The 13,178-nt window shown below is 59.2% G+C and carries 11 protein-coding genes; 7 read left to right on the top strand and 4 right to left on the bottom strand.

What is annotated here, in order from left to right:
• Positions 1 to 351 (top strand): hypothetical protein, encoded by a 351-nt coding sequence (locus soil367_RS14945; RefSeq protein ID WP_136549851.1) that lies wholly within the window; start codon positions 1 to 3, stop codon positions 349 to 351.
• Between the two features lie 211 nt (positions 352 to 562).
• Positions 563 to 1,315, top strand: a complete 753-nt coding sequence (locus soil367_RS14940) for a VIT1/CCC1 transporter family protein (protein ID WP_136549850.1) — start codon at positions 563 to 565, stop codon at positions 1,313 to 1,315.
• Between the two features lie 39 nt (positions 1,316 to 1,354).
• Here the strand turns inward: soil367_RS14940 and soil367_RS14935 are convergent, their stop codons facing one another.
• The 3 genes from soil367_RS14935 to soil367_RS14925 all read right to left on the bottom strand — a co-directional run bounded on the left by soil367_RS14935 (position 1,355) and on the right by soil367_RS14925 (position 5,547).
• The gene (locus soil367_RS14935; protein WP_136549849.1) at positions 1,355 to 3,379 is read right to left on the bottom strand and encodes an LTA synthase family protein; all 2,025 of its coding nucleotides are present in this window, start codon (positions 3,377 to 3,379) and stop codon (positions 1,355 to 1,357) included.
• Between the two features lie 72 nt (positions 3,380 to 3,451).
• Positions 3,452 to 4,864, bottom strand: coding sequence for an ATP-binding protein (locus soil367_RS14930; protein ID WP_136549848.1), 1,413 nt, complete (start codon positions 4,862 to 4,864; stop codon positions 3,452 to 3,454).
• Complete coding sequence (locus soil367_RS14925; RefSeq protein WP_136549847.1) at positions 4,855 to 5,547, bottom strand: response regulator transcription factor; 693 nt, start codon at positions 5,545 to 5,547, stop codon at positions 4,855 to 4,857. Before soil367_RS14925 ends, soil367_RS14930 begins: the two co-directional genes overlap by 10 nt.
• Before the next feature lie 135 nt (positions 5,548 to 5,682).
• On the opposite strand from soil367_RS14925, the gene soil367_RS14920 reads away from it, so the two are divergent.
• Genes soil367_RS14920 through soil367_RS14905 form a run of 5 tightly spaced genes read left to right on the top strand, consistent with a single transcriptional unit; the run spans position 5,683 to position 10,037 of the window.
• Positions 5,683 to 6,381, top strand: a complete 699-nt coding sequence (locus soil367_RS14920) for a thermostable hemolysin (protein ID WP_136549846.1) — start codon at positions 5,683 to 5,685, stop codon at positions 6,379 to 6,381.
• Positions 6,365 to 7,915 carry an AMP-binding protein gene (locus tag soil367_RS14915; protein ID WP_172962363.1) on the top strand — a complete coding sequence of 517 codons (1,551 nt, stop codon included), beginning with the start codon at positions 6,365 to 6,367 and terminating at the stop codon, positions 7,913 to 7,915. The genes soil367_RS14920 and soil367_RS14915 overlap by 17 nt, the downstream gene beginning before the upstream one ends.
• A gap of 31 nt (positions 7,916 to 7,946) precedes the next feature.
• A complete protein-coding gene (locus soil367_RS18850) occupies positions 7,947 to 8,630 on the top strand; it encodes an iron-containing redox enzyme family protein (RefSeq protein ID WP_172962362.1) in 684 nt (227 codons plus the stop codon).
• Positions 8,617 to 9,420 (top strand): SDR family oxidoreductase, encoded by an 804-nt coding sequence (locus soil367_RS14910; protein ID WP_136549845.1) that lies wholly within the window; start codon positions 8,617 to 8,619, stop codon positions 9,418 to 9,420. The genes soil367_RS18850 and soil367_RS14910 overlap by 14 nt, the downstream gene beginning before the upstream one ends.
• The gene (locus tag soil367_RS14905) at positions 9,417 to 10,037 is read left to right on the top strand and encodes a tetratricopeptide repeat protein (protein WP_136549844.1); all 621 of its coding nucleotides are present in this window, start codon (positions 9,417 to 9,419) and stop codon (positions 10,035 to 10,037) included. The genes soil367_RS14910 and soil367_RS14905 overlap by 4 nt, the downstream gene beginning before the upstream one ends.
• A gap of 356 nt (positions 10,038 to 10,393) precedes the next feature.
• Here soil367_RS14905 and soil367_RS14900 read toward each other — a convergent pair whose 3' ends face one another.
• The gene (locus tag soil367_RS14900; RefSeq protein ID WP_136549843.1) at positions 10,394 to 13,147 is read right to left on the bottom strand and encodes a peroxidase family protein; all 2,754 of its coding nucleotides are present in this window, start codon (positions 13,145 to 13,147) and stop codon (positions 10,394 to 10,396) included.
• Positions 13,148 to 13,178 lie beyond the last annotated feature (31 nt).

Below are 13,178 nucleotides of genomic sequence, written 5' to 3'. Positions count from 1 at the left end.
ATGAGAGATTTGTTCTTTGCGGTTTTCGGCATCCTGATGCTGACAACGTTTATTTCCTGGCTCCTGTTCGCCCGTTTCTCGATGGCTAGAATTGAACGGCAAATGCTCCGGGACGGTGTAGGCAGACCGGCTTCGTGGGACGGATTCGGCTTGAGGGTATTGTGGTACGCGTCAGCGATCTCGTTTCCGGTAGGGGTGTTTAATCAATCGGATGATCCGCTGATAGATGTGCCCAAAGTCCGAAGTTATGCGAGACAGTACGATCGCTTGTTGGGTTGGGTTCTCATGGTTTCGGGGTTGTGCTTTGTCATTTCCGTATTTGTCGGCGGCCCAATGTTAGGCCTCTATTAGAAGCGGCCGACCCATGATGTTTCGGGAGCGGCAGAGGATGAACTCAGGAGCGCTATCGGCTTGCTGGATGAGTCGATGAAAGGCCTTTTTGTCGCACGAAACATTGCGGACGACTCGGGCTCGTCGAACCACCGAGCACTGGTTGAGGTTAAGACAGGATTGGTTGTTTATACTCATAAAATCCTGGCTTAAAACGTCAAGAGGTCCTGCCATGTCCCCCCAAAGCCGTGAGCGACTCCTGGCCGAACACCAGCCTCGGGCGGTGCGAGACCGTTTGGCAGTTCCAACGAGGGCCTCTACGCTGCCGGATGCTGTACTGGGTGGTATCGATGGTTGTGTTACCACCTTTGCGGTTGTATCGGGTGCCTTCGGCGCGGGTTTTCCTCCGCACGTCGCATTGGTGCTGGGGTTCGCCAACTTACTTGCCGATGGTTTCAGTATGGCAGTAAGCAACTATGAGGCAGGTCAGGCGCAACTGGCCCAGATCGCTAGCGCTGAGCGAACGGAGCGCGAACACATCGACCTGGTGCCCGAAGGCGAACGCGAAGAGGTTCGCGAGATGTTTCGTAAAAAAGGGTTTGAGGGAGAGTTGCTGGAGCAAGTGGTAGCGGCTGTGTGCCGCAATCCCGATCTATGGGTGCAGACCATGTTGCGGGAGGAGTATGGCCTTTCCGGTGATGGGCTCAGCCCGCTGAGAGCAGCCTTTGCTACATTCGCCGCCTTCATTGTGGTGGGTACTCTGCCACTGTTGCCTTATGCGCTACCCGGCCTTGGAAGCACGGCACAGTTCCTGGCGAGCCTTGGGCTGGCCGGGGCGGTGTTTCTCGGGATTGGTATGGTTAAGAGCGCGGTATACGGCCTTTCGCCCTGGCGCTCTGGGCTGCGTACCCTGGTCATGGGCACTGCAGCAGCCGGGTTAGCGTTTGCCACAGGTTTCCTCGCGCAAGGCCTGTTAGGGGGCTAATCCAATTGCCAGGCATGAGCTGATGCGAATCACCCGTGGCTACCTGAGTCCGTCTGCCGCTGGGATTCCATACTTCTGTTCGCGGTACAGCCATAGCGGCAATAACGCATGCGCAAGGGCTTTACGCACGCTAGAGGGAGCAGGAGGCATTTCACTGTAGGTTGTCACACCGGTTCCTGGTTCGTAGGCCCCACTTAAGGGCGGCTGATCCTGGCGCAGTACGGTGACGCCAAAATCGCCCTCCATCCAGGCGTAGTAATCGTTGAACTGCATCATGGCGCGACCCGGCTGTTCGGCGTCCAGGGCGAGATCGCGGCCGATCATGGGGTGTTCGCTCTGGATACCCATGAGGGACAAGAGTGTAGGCGCGAGATCGATCTGGCTGGCCAGGGTATGGATACGTTTCGGCTCGATATCGGCACCGAGGATCAGCCCGGGTATGTGAAAATTCTTGATAGGTACCAGTTCGTTGCCCCAAACCCGAGCGTCGTGGTCGGCAACAATCAGGAATAGTGTGTCCCCCCAGTAGTCACTGGCCCGGGCCTGCTCGATGAACGCACCCAGCGCGTAGTCGGCATAGCTGACGGCGTTCTCAACGCTGTGCTTCTCGCTACCCTGCAACGTAATGCGCCCGTCAGGGAATTCAAATGGCGCGTGATTGGATGACGAGAATACCAAGCGTAAGAACGGCTGGCCCGCGTCGTGGAGCCGTTGCAGCTCGGCATGGGTTCTGTTGAACAGGTCCTCATCGCTGACCCCCCAACTGCCGGTAAACAGCGGATCAATATAGTCTGTCTGGTCCACAATGTGCTCGAAGCCATTGCCTGTGAAAAAGCTGCGCATGTTGTCGAAATGCGCTTCGCCGCCGTAGATGAAACCAGTGTCGTAGCCTTTGTTGCCGAGCAGGTCAGCCAGGGTAAAAAAGTGGTCCTGGGCCAGGGACAGCTTGACAACGCTGCGGGCGGGAGAGGGCAGGTACCCCGAAATCACGGCTTCGATGCCACGGACCGAACGGGTACCAGTGGCATACAGGTTCTCGAACCACCAGCCCTGCTCTTTCAGCGCTTCCAGCCTGGGTGTTAGCGGCTTGCCGCCGAGGGCTCCGACAAAGCTCGCCCCCAGACTTTCCTCAAGCACAATTACAAGGTTGAGCGGTCGGGACAGTGTCTGACTGGGGGCCTGACTGTGCAGCGTCGGGAACCGCTCCGAAGGGAAATCGGCATCGGCCAACCAGGGCGCTCCGCGCACAGTCTGCAGTACGTCCGCCTGGGTCATTTCACCGTAGGACTCGTCAGCTTCTGCTTCGTGCTTGAGGTTGTATACCGCAAAAGCGACGGACCAGGTGGAGTTGATGATGAGGGAATTGACCAACGCGTCGGAGGTCAGTGCAAACATTGCGGGGTTGGCGGGCCGGTGGTCTGTGGTTGAGCGGATACTCATGAATACCGCCAGTACGGCAATCGGCCAGATCAGAAGTGTGGTCGCATAGGAAGGGTTGGCGGGGGTAGTCAGCCAGGGCCGGAGTACTGCGGCTGCGACCGCGGTCAGGCCGGCACAGGCCGCGAGCGCCAGCAGGACCGGTAAACGGTAGCCGGTCCAGAGCGTTGAGATGACTTCGCTGGGGTACTTGAGGTACTCAATGAACAGCCGGTTGGGCCGGACGTCATACTGGGCTATGAACGTCGGCGTCGCCAGTTCCATGAACAGGATGAGACAAATAGCGCCAATGGCCCAGAAAAAGGTGAAGCGCTTCCACAACGTCCAGCAGTGGCGGTGAGCGAGCAAAGGCACGAGCAATAGTGGGAACGCTACGGCGAGGCCGGCGAGGATAAGATCTACCCGCAGCCCGTGGAGGAAAATCATCGGTAGCATACCGGTATCAGCTACCCGTTCGAGCTGCCAGGCTACCAGAAGCGCCCTGGCCAGCCCCGCCACCAACAAAACCAGGAAAAAAAGCGCTAGCAGAGGTGCATAGGCGCCGGCCCGGCGAAAGAAAAACCGAAACGGGGCGGGGCGGACTGACGGGGTCGAGAGGCGAGAGAACGAGGTACTGGAATACGACATCGGCAACCTGGCGTTAGACAATGAGCAGTGGGTGAAGCGCGCCCATAATGTCCAACCAAGCTTAAGCCAGCCTTAAGTACCCTGCGGTGGAATCTTTGGCTGGGTGGCCGGGAGCCAGATGTTCACGCAGAGTCCTGTCTGGTTATCGTTGCGGGCCAGCAGGGTAAGCTCGCCCCCGTGCAGTTCGGCAATCCGTTTTGCTATCGCCAGGCCCAGTCCTGCGCCGCTGCCAACGCGTTGGTCAAGCCTGGAGAAGCGCCCGAGTGCCCGTTCATGTTCTTCGGTGGGGATACCGGGCCCTTGGTCGCAAACACTGATGCGGAAGCCTTCGCCGCTGGATTCCAGGTGTGTTTCCACTGTTGTCCCGGGCGGGCTGTACTGGATCGCATTGGCGAGAAGGGAGCGCATAAGCGTGCTGATGAGTGCTTCATGGCAGTGAATAAATGCCTTGCCCGCACTATCGTTGAGGACGGGCTCAATCGATTTCTGCAATGCCAGCGGCGCGACATCCGCAATACTCTGGGCCACAATCGCCGACAGGTTACGATACGCTTCGTCGAAGTGGATACCTGCATCCACCCGGCTGAGTAGCAGCATCTGTTCGACGAGGTGCACCATACGGTCTACGGCCTCGAGTAAGTCCGTGAAAGCAGCAGGATGCGATTCACAGGCTTTTTCGAGGTTAAGTCGCAACGCGGCCAACGGCGTGCGCAGCTCGTGTGCGACATCGGCGGAGAAACGCTTCTCGCGATCCAGGGCTTCGTCCAGTCTCTGTAGCAGTCCGTTGACTGCCTGTACCAGGCCGCGAACCTCATGCGGCGCATGGCGGTCGTCCAGGGGGTGGATGTTTTGCGGGGCCATGTCGCGGACCGGGTTTTCGAGCCGGAGCAGGGGGCGGAAACCGAGCCTGATGGTGAAGCTGATGGCAAAGGCCAAAAGCGGCAGCGCGAGCAGAAGCGGGATTACGTTGCCCACGGCAAGCTCCTGACTCAGCTCTTGCCGGATGTCCTCTCTCTGTCCTGTCCGTATCCAGAAGCCGGTCTCCGGGTCTTTCAGGGTGAAAGTGCGCCAGCGGAAACCTGCTGATTCCGCCCAGGAGTAGCCGGGCTGAAGGGGTGTCTCATCCTCGGCGATTAACGTGTCCAGCAGCGGTAAACCGTCCGCGGACCAGACCTCGAATGCCAGCTTCTTCTCGTATTTGTGTCCTGCCCCGTCTGGCAATATTTCGTCGTAATCCCCCTCCAGTTCGGCGCCCTGGGGCAATTGCAGGGTTTCCGTGAGGGTATAGGTCAGTTGCTCGGGTGACTGGGTCTCCACCAGATGCCGCACCAGTCCCTGGACGATGCGACTGCTCTGGGCAAGCTCAGCATCAAACAACTCTTCCAGTTCATGGTTGCTCTCGACGTAGCTCCACAGGGCCGCGAGCGCCGCGATGACCAGAACCGTTGTGGAGATCAGCAGGGTGAGGGTGCGGGTCAGGGACACGGGTGCGCTACCGCTTTGCCGGCTTCGGCGCTGTCGAGCATGTAGCCGACACCCCGGATGGTTCGGATAGTCGATTTTCCGATTCGCCGCCGCAGGTGGTGAATATGGACCTCCAGGGCGTTGCTTTCCGCGCCCTGGTCCCAGCCATACAACTGTTCTTCCAGCCGACGCCGCGTAGCGACCTGATCAGGATGACGCATCAGGAACTGCAGAACCTGAAACTCGCTTCGGGGTAGCACAACAGTTTCGTCCCTTATCGTGAGCTTTCCGCTTTCGGGCGCAAGTGAGAGCGCCCCTACGTCCAGGCTGGGCTGTGACGGATTGGCCAGTCGCCGGGCTACCGCACGAATCCGCGCTTTCAGCTCCGCCATGGCGAAAGGCTTGGTCAGGTAATCGTCTGCGCCGGCGTCGAGCCCCTGCAGTTTTTCCTCAAGGTTCGACCGCGCGGTAAGGATGATTACCGGGGTGTGGCAGTTCTGCTTCCGTATTCCCCGCAGTACCTCCAGACCATCGAGCCTGGGCAGTGTGAGATCGAGGATAACCAGGTCAAAGTTTTCAGTCGGCAGCACATTCAGCGCCTGCTGGCCGTCATCCAGCCAGTCGACGGTGTTCTGGTTGTCGCGCAGCATGCTGAGCATGGTCTTGGCGAGCGGGTGATCATCTTCTACGAGCAGAATGCGCATCGGGATCCTTAATATCAGAAACCCAAGTCTGCCACGGAATTCTTAAGCGCGGCTTAAGCATTCTCCTGGGTTCGCGTAAGCATACTTTAAGGCTTGACCGATAGGCTGGGAACACACTCGAAGGAGCAGTTCCCTATGTCCGACCCGTTGATGCTGTCTGCAACCTGTAATCTCGACGCTTCGGAAGCCTGTCCCGCAGTCAGTTGCAGGGGACGGCTTTTATCTGAAATCGAGCCCGACACGCCCACTGCAGCGGCCGTTACCCAGTTTATCGGCCGCCGGTTCGAGCAGGCTTATGGGGCACGTCCACCGTTGCGGATACCGCGTCTGTTGGCGATGACAACGGCCAGCGGGACTTTGCTGGCGGCGGTCGGCATACGCTGCGCTGCCGGTGAGGCGTTGTTTCTGGAGGACTACCTTGACGCACCCATAGAAGCTTGTCTATCAGGCCATGAGCGCGCGGACCGCGCCCGCCTGGCTGAAATCGCTCACCTCGCCGGTGTTGAGGCCGGCGTCAGCCGCCACCTATTTGCCAGCCTGACCGTCTGGTTGATGGCGCACGGATTCCAGTGGGCCACGTTTACCGCCACGGAGCCGCTGTTCAACAGTCTCAGACGCATGGGCATCGCGCTGCTTGAACTGGCGCCAGCGGACCCGGCGCGTCTGGCCGATGCCGGCCAGGGCTGGGGCGCTTATTACGCGCATGGTCCGGTCGTTGTCGGTGTCAACGTCGAGCAGGCGTATCAGACGATGAGTCGCACCGGAAAGCTCCGTGGTACGACCTGGATCGGCCAGGCCCAAGAGGATGAGAGCGCTTATGTCCACAGTGCCTGAATCCATTCCTGCCCTGCTGCAGCAAATGGCCATTCGCCAGCCGGACGTGGCGGCTCTGGTTTCTCCTGATCTGAGCCTGAGCTACGGCCAAACCTGGGCCGCCGTCATGGAGCTGGCATACGAGCTGAGAAAAGCCGGCACCATGCGGTTGGGGCTTTGTGGCGACAATAGCCCGGCGTGGGTTATTGCTGATCTCGCCTGCCTGCTGGCGGATGTGGTCTGCGTGCCCGTGCCGGGGTTCTTCTCGCCTACCCAAACCGGGCATCTGATCCGCAGTGCCGGCCTGGACGGCTTGTTGTGGCCGGACCAGGGCACGGCCGGTTCGCAAAGAGTGAAGCTGTCGAGCTTCGCCTGGCTGGAGCCGCTTGCTGCAGGGCATAACCCGCACTCTGTTCCCTACATTCACGCGGACACGGCCAAGGTCACCTTTACCTCCGGCAGCACCGGAAGCCCCAAGGGCGTGTGTCTCTCGGCCCGGCATCTGAGCGCTACCACCCTGGCCTTGCGGGACCGGCTCCACGGGCTCGGCCTGGCCCGCCACGCCAGTGTGCTGCCCCTGGCGACGCTGCTGGAGAATATTGCAGGTGTCTACCTGTCGCTGAGCATGGGCGCAACGATCGAGCTTTTACCTCTGCAGATGCTGGGCATGAATGGCAGCAGCGGTCTCGATGCGGATCAGTTTATCGACCAGTTGCGACGTGTGCGTCCGCATTCCTTGATTCTGGTGCCTGAGCTGGCTGCTGTATTGGTCAACGCCGCAGCCGGCGGCGCTCTTGATGGCCACCGATTCCGCTTCCTGGCGGTCGGCGGCGGCCGTGTGCCCCCGGCGCTGCTGGATGAGGCAAGACGCCTCGGGCTGCCCCTATATGAAGGCTACGGCCTGTCTGAATGCGGGTCTGTCGTGGCGCTAAGCACGCCCGGAAACGAGCGGCCCGGGTCGGTAGGCAAACCACTGGGCCACCTGCACGTCAGTGTCGATGGCAAAGGTGACCGAAGTGGCGGTGAGCAGGGTGAGATCGCTGTTTCGGGCAACAGCTACCTCGGCTATCTCGGCAGCGCGCCCCCGTCCGACGGTCTGCTCCAGACGGGTGATCTCGGCCGCCTGGATGGTGACGGTTATCTCTACATAGAGGGTCGCAAAAAAAACCTGCTGATCACGAGCTTCGGCCGAAATATCAGCCCGGAATGGCTGGAGAGCGAACTCTGTCTGGCGACGGGCGCACGCCAGGCGTTGGTGTTCGGTGACGGCGAACCTCAGCCCAGCGCCATTTTGGCATTAAGCCAAGGGGGCTTGCCTGCCTGCGCCGCACGCAAAGTAGAGATTGAGTCCGTAATCCGCCGACTTAACGCAACCCTGCCGGACTACGCACGCTTACGCCGCATTTACCTGCTTCACCAGCCTTTGAGTCACGTCCAGGGCTATGTGACCGCAAATGGCCGGTTAGTGAGAAGCCGGATTCTTGAGCATCTGGGCCTCATTCTTCCGGACGCGCAGCTTCTGGATCTGCTGCAAAGAGAAGGTCTGGAGACCTGAAACCTGCTACCTGACCATTAAGGAGTTACCCATGGGTTTTTTCAATACCCTGCAAGCCCGCACCGAAGCGGAACGTCAACACGTGACCCAGGCGCCCGTCGTCAAGGCGATCGCTGAGGGACGGTTTGATCTCGAAAGCTACACCTGGTTTCTGACCCAGGCCTACCACCATGTTAAACACACGGTACCGCTGATGATGTCCTGCGGGGCGCGATTGCCCGAGCGCCTTGAGTTCGTCCGCAAGGCGCTGGTGGAGTATATCGATGAAGAATACGGCCACCAGGAATGGATTCTCAATGATCTTGAGGCTTGCGGCGTTAGCAAAGCTGACAGTCGCGCAAGCGCACCGCACCTGTCGATCAAGCTCATGGTGGCTTATCTCTACGACCAGATCGAGCGCGGCAACCCGGCGGCCTTTTTTGGCATGGTGCAAGTGCTGGAGGGTACCAGCATTGAGCTGGCGACACCGCTTGGCCAGGCCATCCAAGAACAGTTGCAGTTGCCTGATACGGCATTCAGCTATCTCTTCTCCCACGGGGCTCTGGACCAGGCGCACTTCGAGTTCTTCCGGAACCTCATGGATGGCATAACCGAACCGCAAGACCAGCAGGCTATTGTGGAAGCCGCAAAGGTCGTCTACCAGCTGTATGGCGACATGTTGCACAGCATTCCGCTGGTGCACACCGCTGAGGGTAAACACCATGCAGCTGCGTGATCGCGTCTTTCTGCTGCTGGGCGGCACCGGCGGTATCGGACAGGCTCTGGTGGAGCCTCTGGTGCAGGCAGGTGCCCGGCTGATAATCGCCTCGCGGACGATCGATGAAAAGCCGCGGGTAATAGCCAGGGAGGAAACCCCCGGCACAATAATGACCGTCCGACTGGACTTGTCTGCCGACGATCTCGATCACCAGTTGGTCGGACTGTCCGAGCGCTTCCCGGTGATCGACGGCGTGATTCACTGCGCCGGCAGTAATCACTTTGCCTCGATCAGTCAGGCCCCGGTACGCGCTATTGATGAGCAGATCGCTGTCAATCTGCGCAGCGCTATTATCGTGGCCCGACACTTTGCGCCCCGGTTCAGCCAGCGTGGCACCGGCGCGTTGGTCTTCGTGGGTTCGACTTTCGGCAGCATCGGTTTTCCCGGTTATACCGCCTATTGCGCGACCAAGTTCGGCTTGCGGGGCTTCTCAGAGGCCTTGCGCCGTGAGCTTGCCGATACCGGGGTTGAGGTGATGTATGTCGCCCCCCGTGCCACCGCCACAGCCATGAATCCGGAAGCGGTCAATGCCATGAATAAAGCCCTCGGCAACGTTATGGACGCGCCAGAAGCAGTTGCCGGGCAAATTCTCAAGGCGATGAAAAAAGGGCAAAAGCGACGTTTTCTCGGCTGGCCGGAGAAACTGTTCGTGGTCCTCAACAGCCTTCTGCCTCGGCTGGTTGATAAAGCCATGCTGAAGCAGCTACCGGTTATCCGCCGTTTCCTTGACTCCGGAGCTACCCAATGAGAATCGCAACACTACTTTTTGCCTTGCTCCTGGCACTGCCGGCGTCAGCCGTCGGTCTTGAAGAGGATCTGCTGGAACTCCAGCAACGCTGGGCCAGGATTCAGTATGAGACGCCGGAAGATGACCGGGAAAAAGCGTTCGAAGCCCTGGCCGATGACGCAGCCGACCTGGTGGCGCGTTTTCCGGGCAGGGCAGAGCCACTGATCTGGGAGGGGATCATCCTCAGCACCTATGCAGGTGCAAAGGGCGGATTCGGGGCCCTCGGTCTGGTGAAAAAAGCCCGCCGGCGACTGGAAGCTGCGCTTGATCTCGACAAGCTGGCTTTGCAGGGCTCAGCCTACACGTCGCTCGGTAGCCTCTATCATAAGGTGCCGGGATGGCCGCTGGGGTACGGTGACGACGAGAAAGCTGAAGCTTATCTGCGCAAAGCGCTGAACATTAACCCCGCCGGTATTGATCCGAACTTTTTCTTCGCAGAGTTTCTGGTTGATCAGGGACAGCCGGATCGCGCCAGAGTCTATCTGAACAAAGCGCTCGAAGCGCCGGCGCGTCCTGGCCGCGAGCGGGCTGACGAGGGCCGCAGGGAAGAGGCACGGCTTTTGTTAGAAAAGCTTTGAAGCCGCGCTTCGCTGACAGGCTCCTGGAGCGCATCGCTATCTCGACAGCGCTGGACTTGTATCAAAACCGGCGCAATGTCGGAGCTGTCTTTGCTCACTGAGCATTCCAGACAACCGGTGCTGCCGGCAGAGACATTGCCCAAGATGGGATACACGAATTCGGCCAGAAGGTGGTTGGGTAAAGCAGCCAGTACAGGCAAAGCAGGCCCTTCCCGAAGCGGCGAATGGAAAGCGGCAATACGCAAGGGAGGAAAATGCAAAAGAATTGAGTGCAAGGGAATTAAATGCAAGGGAGCTAAATGCGAGCGGACAAATAGAGTTGCGGGGTAGCCATATGGGCACCCCGCAGGTCTTGGCTAGCGGTCTTCGTAACGCTCGTGCTTGAAGAACATTCCAGAATCACCGAACTGTGACGCGACCATTTCTGATGTCGTCGTCAGTTCCCCTACTTTAACGGCGCTGTTGCGACGTTCTTCGGCAAGGCGACGGTTGCGGCTCGGGAAGATAGAGGAGCGGATGTTTTCAGAGGTGGCGTAGACATCGTAGAGTTTGGTGCCTTCGCCCAGTGTCAGCAGGTCGTCCCGGAAATCGTGGGGCGACTCATCAAACACCGCTCTCAGTTCTTCGTTGGGAACGAAGTAGATCTGTGTCGGCGCAACTGCGTCAGCCACACTGGTGCCATCCTGGTTCACTTCGGAGATATCATTGGCCATCAGCAGCGTTGGCTTGGTGGTGACCAGTGAGAACAACACCGTGCTACCCAGAGTGTCGTTGGCCTCGGGAGACACGTAGTTCGACATCTCGTTGGCGAAGAAGTTGTGGTTACTGTCCTGACCGGAGAGCGTGTACAGGGCTGAGATGTTCTGCGAACGCTTGCCGTCGTTGAACAGCTTCAACGCCAGACCTGGTGCAAAGCCGCGGTCGTTGGGATCACCTGTGACCGACAGTCGAAGAATACCGTGGTCGGCACCTGTGAACAGGCCGGTGTAGGGGTGGCCGCCGACAGCCTGGAACGCTACTTTGGCGGTTACGCCGTTGGCATGGATGGGCTTGTCGTAGCCGGCCGGCGCCACATCTGATTCGCGATTTACTTTATCCCACAGCACAGAGCTGATCAGGCCGCCGATGTCGACAGGATCAATCGCAGGCATCTGGCCATCCTGGTACTCGGTGCGCAGGACGCCGTTAGTCCACAGATGGTTCTGCTTCTGTTCGGCTGACCAGGTTTCATACGCCTCGGGCATATTCAGGCCCCACGGCTGAAACGCGTTGTCCATGCCGGCCAGGCTGCTGCTCAGGCTGGGATAATGACGACGAATAACATCGACCATGGTGTTGGCTTCCACCCAGTCGATACCTTCCTGGGTATAAACCTCCGGCACGTAGTCCGTGGTGAAGAAACGGTCAGTCATCAGTCGGCGTGACGCGTTCAGGATAAAGATCTGGAACGCCGTTTCCCCAAAACCGAAGCCGTCAGGGCGGGTTTCTTCAGCGAGCTGGCCAACGAGCGTATCGATCATTTCGATGTCGTTGTTGTACAGACGCTTGAGGTTAGCCAGCAGCTCGGGATCAGCGGTCAGGTCTTCGAATTTGGTGATCGGCTTCAGGCCGATTTCCCGACGGAACTCGTTGTAGCGGGGAACCCCACGCTCACGGTCACGAAGGACGTCTATCGCCGCCATGTCGATGTCGCCAACGATGGGCATGGACAGCTCGCGCATGAAGTCAGGGTAGTTTTCCAGGGTCAGGGAACCTGGATGGGTGATGCCGAAGGAGTACCACAGCTTATCTGCGCCAATGTCGTCGAGGTAGTCCTCGGCGTTGCCGTCGCGGGTGTCCGGCAGCGGGATTTCCTGCTCAACGATATTGCTACCGATGTCGTAGACTTCGATCTCATCGCGCAGCAGCGGGTGCATCCGGTAAACCGACACGAACTCTTCGGTCAGGGTATAGGGTACGCCGTAGTCGTTCGGTTCGCGTGCACCGACCAGTCCGCCCAGCGCATGGTCGATGGTGCCCGGCGGCATGTTGCCCAGGTCGGTATCGATGCCAAGCATGCGGAACAGGTTACCGACGCCGCTGACGTTGTTGTTCAGATCGTCCAGCGCTTTCTGGAAGAAGTCGCGGTTTTCCTGGTCACCGCCAAGGCCCCACCAGTTTGCGTACATGGCACGCTCCAGAACCGGGTTGGCAAGAATCGCGGGCGTCCATTCAACGGTGTGAATCTTGGCCATCAGTGCCGCGTTTACCAGACGCGCACGGTCATAGATCCACTGGTCGGAGGCGTCCGGGTAGCTTTGCGCCAGACGGTCAGCAATAGCATTGTGCTCGAGGGTAAAGAGCCGGTGCATCATGCTCAGGCCAACCCACCAGTTCTCGTTGAACCCCGTTACTGGCTTACCGCTGATGAACTCGGTCGGCAGTGTTCCGGCATCAGTGAGCTTCAACTTGCCACCGCTGAATGCCCGGATCTCGTCGTTGGTTTCTTTGTCGCTACCGTAGATCTGCGAGCCGTCCCACCAGTGCGTGTTGATGTTCTGATAGGTCGCGATCATATTGCCGTCGGCGTCTGTACGGCTGGGATCGGGCTGGGTCCGGCGCACGCTCATGGTGCCGCTGCCCAGTTTGTCGCCAGAGGGCAGGGCGAACTCAATCGGGTTGCCCTCGGCCCGGGGACCGTGGTCGAACCAGTCGTGGACCATGAACTGGATCCAGGAGGCTGCGATGAAGTTGAGGGTTGTGGCGGGCTTGAAGTCATCACCACGGGACATCAGGACGTTACTGACTTCGCGCGGGTTGGGAATAAGCAGCGTGTCCTGCTCGGTTTCCGCGTGGGCAACGTTCGGGTTGACGTTGCGGCCGAAGCGCACGAACGCAGAACCTTCTGCCGGGTTTTCAAGGATGTTACAGGTGCCGTCTTCAGTGCGCGCCGTGTGGCTGCGTTCGTCACAGACGATCTCTGCGTTCTTTTTGTCCCAGTCCTCCAGGTCGAACATGTTGTTTTCGAGCAGTTCTATGCGCTGGCTGGCCAGAACCAGCAAACCGCTTATTACGCCCAAGGAGCCGTACTTTGTCAGTGCGGGCCACGTGACCCACGGTGAGATAGCCATAATTGGCCTCCGTCGTTGTTATTGTTTCGGA

Source organism: Hydrocarboniclastica marina, from assembly GCF_004851605.1.
GTDB lineage: Bacteria > Pseudomonadota > Gammaproteobacteria > Pseudomonadales > Oleiphilaceae > Hydrocarboniclastica > Hydrocarboniclastica marina.
This window is presented reverse-complemented; position numbering and strand designations above follow the sequence as displayed.

Bases quoted from the DNA above. Each gene is read 5' to 3' on its own strand.
- soil367_RS14940 (WP_136549850.1), top strand. From the start codon at position 563: ATGTCCCCCCAAAGCCGTGAGCGACTCCTGGCCGAACACCAGCCTCGG.
- soil367_RS14945 (WP_136549851.1), top strand. From the start codon at position 1: ATGAGAGATTTGTTCTTTGCGGTTTTCGGCATCCTGATGCTGACAACG.
- soil367_RS14900 (WP_136549843.1), bottom strand. From the start codon at position 13,147: ATGGCTATCTCACCGTGGGTCACGTGGCCCGCACTGACAAAGTACGGC.
- soil367_RS14920 (WP_136549846.1), top strand. From the start codon at position 5,683: ATGTCCGACCCGTTGATGCTGTCTGCAACCTGTAATCTCGACGCTTCG.
- soil367_RS14925 (WP_136549847.1), bottom strand. From the start codon at position 5,547: ATGCGCATTCTGCTCGTAGAAGATGATCACCCGCTCGCCAAGACCATG.
- soil367_RS18850 (WP_172962362.1), top strand. From the start codon at position 7,947: ATGGGTTTTTTCAATACCCTGCAAGCCCGCACCGAAGCGGAACGTCAA.
- soil367_RS14905 (WP_136549844.1), top strand. From the start codon at position 9,417: ATGAGAATCGCAACACTACTTTTTGCCTTGCTCCTGGCACTGCCGGCG.
- soil367_RS14935 (WP_136549849.1), bottom strand. From the start codon at position 3,379: ATGTCGTATTCCAGTACCTCGTTCTCTCGCCTCTCGACCCCGTCAGTC.
- soil367_RS14910 (WP_136549845.1), top strand. From the start codon at position 8,617: ATGCAGCTGCGTGATCGCGTCTTTCTGCTGCTGGGCGGCACCGGCGGT.
- soil367_RS14915 (WP_172962363.1), top strand. From the start codon at position 6,365: ATGTCCACAGTGCCTGAATCCATTCCTGCCCTGCTGCAGCAAATGGCC.